We start from the raw sequence: 7,362 nt of genomic DNA on the forward strand, positions 1-7,362 counted from the left end.
GGATAATTGTGTCCCAAGCCACGAGGAAGAAGGTCTCCGAGCCGTTGTTTACCCCGGCTGTGTGGCGACTATTGCGGGAAGCCGCTTTCTATCTCCTGAGCGCCATTGCTCTCTACCTGCTGCTCTCCCTGGCCACGTATCATGCGTCCGATCCCTCCTGGTCCCACAGCGGTCCCTACAGCCGGGTTGCGAATCTGGGCGGGCGCATCGGTGCCTGGGTGGTGGATCTGCTGCTGAATCTGTTCGGGTTCCTGGCCTATCTGTTCCCGCTGATGATCGCCTACGGGGCATTCCGCGTGTTCCAGCACCGCAAGGACCCGGATCCACCCCGGATGCGGCAGAAGGCAGTTCATTTCGGGGGCTTTGTGCTGCTGCTGCTCGGCGCCTGTGGCATCGCCACACTGCACTTTGGCGTGCTGAGCCAGGACCTGCCGTTCTCCAGTGGCGGCCTGTTGGGTGACGCCGTGGGCAACGGCATGGCCGCGGGCCTGAGCTTTGTCGGTGCGACGATCCTGCTGCTGGCATTTTTCCTCGCCGGCGTCACCGTGTTCACGGGGATCTCCTGGTTTCGCCTCATGGACCTCGTTGGCAACGCCGCCGTAGACGGCTACTACGTGATCTTCGGCGCCATCAGCGCCCAAGTGGATCGCTACGCCGGCCGCAGGGCGCGCAAGGAGCGACAGGAGACCGTTGCCAAGGAGAAGGTCCGACTGGAACGCAAGAGCAAGCCGCGCATCGAGCCGGTGATCCAGCAGGTACCGGAGAGCAAACGCAGCGTGCGCGAACGCCAGGTCCCCCTGTTCGAGGTGCCGGCGGGATCCACGCTGCCGCCCCTGTCGCTGCTGGATCCGGCGGATGTGCACAACGCCCAGAACTTTTCCGAGAAGTCGCTGGAGACCATGGCACGACTGCTGGAAAAGAAGCTGCTCGATTTCAATATCGAGGTTCAGGTGGTTGCCATCCATCCCGGTCCGGTGATCACCCGCTTTGAAATCGAGCCGGCGCCCGGCGTGAAGGCCGCGCAGATCAGCAACCTGGCCTCGGATCTCGCACGTTCGCTGTCGGTGGTGAGTCTGCGCGTGGTCGAGAACATCCCGGGCAAGGCCTACATGGGGATCGAAGTACCCAACGAACAGCGCGAGACCGTGCGACTGTCCGAGATTCTCTCGTCCGATGCCTACGACAGCGCGCAGTCGCCCCTGGGTCTGGCCCTGGGCAAGGACATCAGTGGCAATCCGGTGGTGAGCGACCTTTCCAAGATGCCGCACCTGTTGATCGCCGGCACGACCGGTTCAGGTAAATCCGTGTGCATTAATGCACTGATCCTCAGCCTGGTGTACAAGGCGACGCCGGATCAGGTGCGCATGATCATGGTCGATCCGAAGATGCTGGAGCTGGCGACCTACGAGGGAATTCCCCATCTGTTGGCACCGGTGGTGACCGACATGAAAGAGGCGGCCAACGCATTGCGTTGGTGCATCTTTGAAATGGAGCGCCGCTACCGTCTGATGGCCGCCCTCGGCGTACGCAACATTGGTGGATACAACCGCAAGGTGCGCGAAGCCGCAGACAAGGGCAAGCCCATCCTCAACCCGCTGGCGAAGGAGGGTGAGGAACCCGAGGAGCTGACGCCGCTGCCGTTCATCGTGATTCTCATCGACGAGCTGGCAGACATGATGATGGTGGTGGGGAAGAAGGTGGAAGAACTGATTGCACGCCTGGCGCAAAAGGCGCGGGCCGCTGGTCTTCACCTGATACTTGCCACCCAGCGACCGTCGGTGGATGTGATCACGGGACTGATCAAGGCCAATATCCCGGCGCGCATTGCCTTCCAGATGTCCGCGCGTGTGGATTCGCGAACGGTGCTCGATCAGATGGGCGCGGAACAGTTACTCGGGCAGGGCGATATGCTGTACCTGCAACCCGGCATGGGTATTCCCATGCGCGTGCACGGTGCCTTTGTCTCCGACGACGAGGTGCACCGCGTCGTGAAATCCCTCAAGGAGATCGGTGAACCGATCTACAACGAGGACGTATTGCAGGGCGAGCCGGGGAACGCGGAAGGCGACACGACGTTTGCGGCCGGACTGGAATCGGAAGGTGGCAGCGGGGAACAGGATCCGCTGTACGACGAGGCGCTGCGCATCGTAACCGAGACGCGGCGCGCCTCCATCTCCGGGGTGCAGCGGCGTCTGCGCATCGGGTACAACCGCGCAGCACGCCTGATTGAGGAAATGGAACGTGCCGGCGTGGTCGGCGAACTGCAACCCAATGGGCAGCGCGAGGTATTGGCGCCGCCCCCGCCACAGGATTGATCCAGTATGCGCAAGCTTAAGATCGCGATCGCCGCCTTGCTATTGATGTTGACGTCATCCGTTGTTGCAGACGCCACGTCATCCCTGCAGCATTTCTTCAGCCACGTCCACAGTTTCGAGGCCTCCTTTGATCAGACCGTTCTGGACGAGGGATTGAATGTCCTGCAGGAATCCACGGGACACTTGTACCTGGAAAGGCCGGATCGTTTTCGCTGGGACTATGACAAACCCTACAAGCAGCACATCGTTGCCGATGGCAAGAAGATCTGGGTGTATGACGTGGAGCTGTCCCAGGTGACGGTGCGCCAATTGAGCGGTGGGCTTGCGAGTACGCCCGCGACACTGTTGGCGGGGACCGGAAAGCTGGAGAAGACATTTCACATCAAGAATCTGGGTCGCCAGGGAAAGCTCGACTGGGTTCAGTTGATTCCACGGAACAAGGACGGGGGTTTCGAGGATATCCGCGTCGGTTTCGAGGGCAGCAAGTTGCGGCAACTCGATATGATCGACGGGCTCGGTCAGACGACCAGGGTGATTCTGCGCGACAATCGCGAGAATCCCAAGATCAGCAAGAAACGGTTTACGTTTACCGTGCCCAAGGGCGTGGACGTAGTCAAACAGTAGCGGGGTGAGTATGAACGACCTGTTTGGGCAGGACGAAGAGGGGGCATGGCGGCCGCTGGCCGATCGTCGGCGCCCCGGCCGGCTCGCCGATATCGTCGGTCAGCGCCACCTGTTGGACGAAGGCAAACCCCTGCGTAAGGCGCTGGAGAACGGCCACATACACTCCATGATCTTCTGGGGTCCGCCCGGTACAGGCAAGACGACCCTCGCCCGTCTCGTCGCACAGGCCAGCAATGCCGCATTCCTGAATCTTTCCGCGGTGCTTTCCGGCGTCAAGGAGATCCGGGCGGCGGTGGAGCAGGCGCGCCAGCATCGGGCCGAGGGGAGGGCGACCGTCCTGTTCGTGGACGAGGTTCATCGCTTCAACAAGTCACAACAGGATGCGTTTTTGCCGCATGTGGAGGACGGGACCCTGATCTTCATCGGTGCGACTACCGAGAATCCCTCGTTTGAATTGAACAATGCCCTGTTGTCGCGGGCGCGGGTGTACGTGCTCAAGCCCCTGACAGAAAACGAAGTGCGCGTCATCATCGAAACGGCCCTGGAGGAACTCCGGTCTAGCGGAGGGGTGGAGACACCGGAGATTGAACCGGCGGCGCTCGATCTGCTGTGCCGCGCCGCCGACGGCGATGCCAGGCGCGCGCTCAATTTGCTGGAGATCGCCTGCGACCTGGGTGAGCCAAGGGTAGATGAAGAAATGCTGCGCGAGGTGGCAGGCCGCGGAAGTGCGCGGTTTGATAAGGGTGGCGAGGCCTTCTATGACCAGATCTCGGCCCTGCACAAGTCGGTGCGGGGTTCAGATCCGGATGCCGCCCTGTACTGGTTCGCACGCATGCTGGACGGGGGTTGCGACCCGCTGTACCTTGCGCGCCGGGTGGTACGCATGGCCAGCGAAGATATCGGCAATGCCGATCCCCGTGCCCTACAACTGGCCCTGGACGCGTGGGAAGTACAAGAGCGACTGGGCAGCCCCGAGGGCGAACTGGCCGTGGCGCAGGCGGTCGTCTACCTGGCCTCCACGAGCAAGAGCAACGCGGTATACACCGCATTCAACGCGGCCATGGCGGACGCGCGCGAACACGGCTCGCTGGAGGTACCGGTCCATCTGCGAAACGCGCCGACCAGGCTGATGAAGGAACTGGGCTACGGGCGGGAGTATCGCTATGCCCACGACGAGCCCGAGGCCTACGCCGCGGGCGAAAACTATTTCCCGGAATCCATGGGGAAACGCCGCTACTACCAGCCCGTGGAACGGGGGCTGGAGCAGCGCATTGCGGAGCGTCTGCGGCATCTGCGCGAACTGGATCAGCAGGCGTTGCGGGAGAGCAACAGCAAGAACAAGTCACCGGGTTGAGGAAGTTTCACCATGAACCAGATCCTTGCCATTGCCGCGGGCGGTGCCATTGGAGCCGTGTTGCGGTTCTGGGCCTCGAACGGCGTGTATGCCCTGCTGGGGCGCAACTTTCCCTATGGAACCATGGCGGTAAACATCCTCGGTTCGCTGCTTATGGGTGTGCTGTTTATCCTGATGGTGGAGCGAATGGATGTGAGCGCCGCCTGGCGAGCCGTGCTTCTCATCGGATTCCTCGGGGCATTTACAACGTTTTCCACATTTTCCATTGAAACCCTGAATCTGATCGAGGAAGGGGCACTGCTATCGGCTGGGCTAAACATGATTCTCAGCGTGGTGCTATGTATCCTCGCTGCCTGGATCGGGGTCAACATAGGGAGAAACATATGAACAACGGGACGGTAGTGATTACGCGAATCTATCTGACCGAAGGAAAGGGGCAACTGGAGTCCATCATGGAGAAGTTGCATGATCAGGAGAAGGTGCGTGGCGTCACGGTATTCCGGGGCATCTCCGGATTTGGCCGCTCCGGCAAGATGCATTCCAGCAGTCTGCTGGATCTCTCCATGAATCTGCCGGTGGTGGTGGAGTTCTGGGATACGCCGGAAAAGATGAAACAGATTCTGGAGCATTTCTCGGCCTTCATGGAACCGGGCCACATCGTCAGCTGGACCGCGGAAGTAAACGAATAGACAGTCAATCACAATGATCGATCCGAAATTGATTCGAAGCGACCTGGAACAGGTTGCGAAACGACTGGCTCGGCGCGGGTTCGTATTGGACCGGGACACGTTCGAACGCCTGGAGACAAAACGAAAGGAATTGCAGGTCCATACACAGGAACTGCAGGCGCAACGTAACGCCGGGGCCAAGGCGGTCGGCCAGGCGAAGGCCCGCGGTGAGGATGCGGCGGCGCAGATTGCCGAAATGACGAAGATCGCGGAACGTCTGAAGAAGGCAGAGGTGGAACTGGACGAGGTCCAGGCCGGTCTGGATGAAATTCTGTATTCCTTGCCCAATCTGCCACATCCCGACACACCCGATGGCAAGGACGAAAACGACAACGTGGAGCTCCGCCGCTGGGGCGAGCCGAGGAAATTCGATTTTGATGCAAAGGATCACGTGGATCTGGGTGCTGCACTGGATGAAATGGATTTCGAGGCGGCGGCAAAAATTGCCGGCTCCCGGTTCGTTACATTGAGTGGCGGGCTGGCCCGTCTGCATCGGGCCCTGATCCAGTTTATGCTCGATCTTCACACCCGCGAGCACGGCTACGAGGAAACCTATGTTCCCTATCTGGCCAACCGCGCAAGCCTCACGGGCACCGGACAGCTACCCAAGTTCGCCGAGGACCTGTTCCATCTCGATGGCGAGCATGATTATTTTCTGATCCCCACCGCCGAGGTGCCGCTAACAAATCTGGTGCGGGACACCATCATCGATGACGGGGAGATGCCGCGGCGCTTTGTAGCTCACACGCCCTGTTTTCGCAGCGAGGCCGGTTCCTATGGCAAGGACACCCGGGGCATGATTCGTCAGCATCAGTTCGAGAAGGTTGAACTGGTGCAGATCGTCCGGCCCCAGGAGTCGGAAGCCGCTCTGGAGCAGCTCACGGGCCATGCGGAGGCCGTGCTGCAGGGACTCGAACTGCCCTACCGGGTCGTGGCCCTGTGTACGGGGGATATCGGCTTCTCGGCCAATCGAACCTACGACCTGGAAGTCTGGTTGCCGGGCCAGAATACCTACCGGGAAATCTCGTCCTGCAGCAACTTCGGTGACTTTCAGGCGCGCCGGCTGGCGGCGCGGTGGAGAAACCCCGAAACCGGAAAGCCCGAGCTGGTCCATACGCTCAACGGCTCGGGACTCGCGGTGGGTCGCACCCTGGTGGCGGTACTGGAAAACGGCCAAAATGCCGATGGCTCGATTGCCATCCCGGCGGCCCTTCGGTCATACATGGGAGGGCTGGAACAGCTGGCGCCGGGCGCCTGAACCGGATCGTGCCCCGCCCTCGATGTGGAACATTCCTTGCTTTATATATTAAGGGTGAGCCGGTGTGGGGCCGGACACTGACCTAGAAACCGGGTACAACCGGGAGGCGATTTGCGGGGATTTTGTCGATCGGGGGTGCTCGGGCTGTGCGCGCTGCTCCTGGTTGCCGCGACTGCACAGGCGTCGCCGGCGGACGTGGAGGCGGCACACAGGCGGGGCGTCGAACTGGGCCGGGCGGGGCACTACCACGAGGCGTTCGCCATCCTGCTTCCCCTGTTGGCCCGGGAACCCGGCGATTACAGCATCCGTCGTGACGTGGTCGTGCTGTACGCCTGGCGCGGCGACTGCAAATCGGCCCTGCGTTACTTCAAACCCATAGCCCATCACTCCGTTCCCGAAGACTACCTGGTGTCGGCCGTCGGCGAGTGCCTGTTGGATGAAAGACGGCCTCGCGCCGCCCGGCGCCTCCTGGGTCCGGCCTCGCGGCGTTATCCCGGCAACCAGGACATCACCCATCTGCTGGAGCGCGCGCGGAATACCCTGGCGTCTGAGGGTCATCCAACCATGCGGCTTTCGCTGCAGTCCGATTCCTCGGACAAGGGCAATATCGAATGGCAGGCACGGGCGTCGGTGGAACAGCCCCTGGCGGATCGCTGGCAGGCACGGGTGCGATACCTCGCCGCCCGGGCCCAGGACCCGGTGTTCGCCACCGGCGATCTGAATCGTATCGGGGTCGGCCTGCGACACGACCTCGGGGCGACCAGCCGGCTGGGGGTCGAGTACTCGCGGGATGTGGTGCGTACGGGGGAGGATGGAATCACGTGGACCCTGGATGCGACGCCGTCGCAGAACTGGCATCTCGGGCTGAGCCAGGAAAGCTTCGCCGAGGATCTGCCTCTACGGGCCAAGGCCGTGAACGTACACGCGCGTAGCGTTCATGGAAGCGCGGACTACCATTCCGACGACTGGCGATGGGAAGGGGGTCTGTCGGCCGCATACTACGAGTTTACCGATGGCAACCGGCGTAGCGTATGGTCGATTTCGGGTGACTACGCAACTTTGCTGGAGGCGCGACGGGAACGC

The 7,362-nt window shown here is 61.6% G+C and carries 7 protein-coding genes; all 7 read left to right on the forward strand.

What is annotated here, in order from left to right:
* The first annotated feature begins 8 nt into the window (after positions 1-8).
* Positions 9-2,315, forward strand: a complete 2,307-nt coding sequence (locus P8X48_03520; GenBank protein MEJ2106386.1) for a DNA translocase FtsK 4TM domain-containing protein — start codon at positions 9-11, stop codon at positions 2,313-2,315.
* Positions 2,316-2,321: 6 nt separating this feature from the next.
* Complete coding sequence (lolA, locus tag P8X48_03525) at positions 2,322-2,939, forward strand: outer membrane lipoprotein chaperone LolA (GenBank protein MEJ2106387.1); 618 nt, start codon at positions 2,322-2,324, stop codon at positions 2,937-2,939.
* A 10-nt stretch (positions 2,940-2,949) separates the two neighbouring features.
* Entirely contained in the window at positions 2,950-4,293 is a 1,344-nt protein-coding gene (locus P8X48_03530; GenBank protein ID MEJ2106388.1) for a replication-associated recombination protein A, read from the forward strand.
* A 12-nt stretch (positions 4,294-4,305) separates the two neighbouring features.
* Positions 4,306-4,680, forward strand: coding sequence for a fluoride efflux transporter CrcB (gene crcB / locus P8X48_03535; protein MEJ2106389.1), 375 nt, complete (start codon positions 4,306-4,308; stop codon positions 4,678-4,680).
* The gene (locus P8X48_03540) at positions 4,677-4,982 is read left to right on the forward strand and encodes a DUF190 domain-containing protein (protein ID MEJ2106390.1); all 306 of its coding nucleotides are present in this window, start codon (positions 4,677-4,679) and stop codon (positions 4,980-4,982) included. Before crcB ends, P8X48_03540 begins: the two co-directional genes overlap by 4 nt.
* A gap of 13 nt (positions 4,983-4,995) precedes the next feature.
* Complete coding sequence (serS, locus tag P8X48_03545) at positions 4,996-6,279, forward strand: serine--tRNA ligase (protein MEJ2106391.1); 1,284 nt, start codon at positions 4,996-4,998, stop codon at positions 6,277-6,279.
* A gap of 135 nt (positions 6,280-6,414) precedes the next feature.
* Positions 6,415-7,362, forward strand: a 948-nt coding sequence (locus tag P8X48_03550; GenBank protein MEJ2106392.1) for a hypothetical protein, incomplete at its 3' end; no start/stop codon positions are given.

This window comes from Acidiferrobacteraceae bacterium (genome assembly GCA_037388825.1).
Classification (GTDB): Bacteria; Pseudomonadota; Gammaproteobacteria; order Acidiferrobacterales; family JAJDNE01; genus JARRJV01.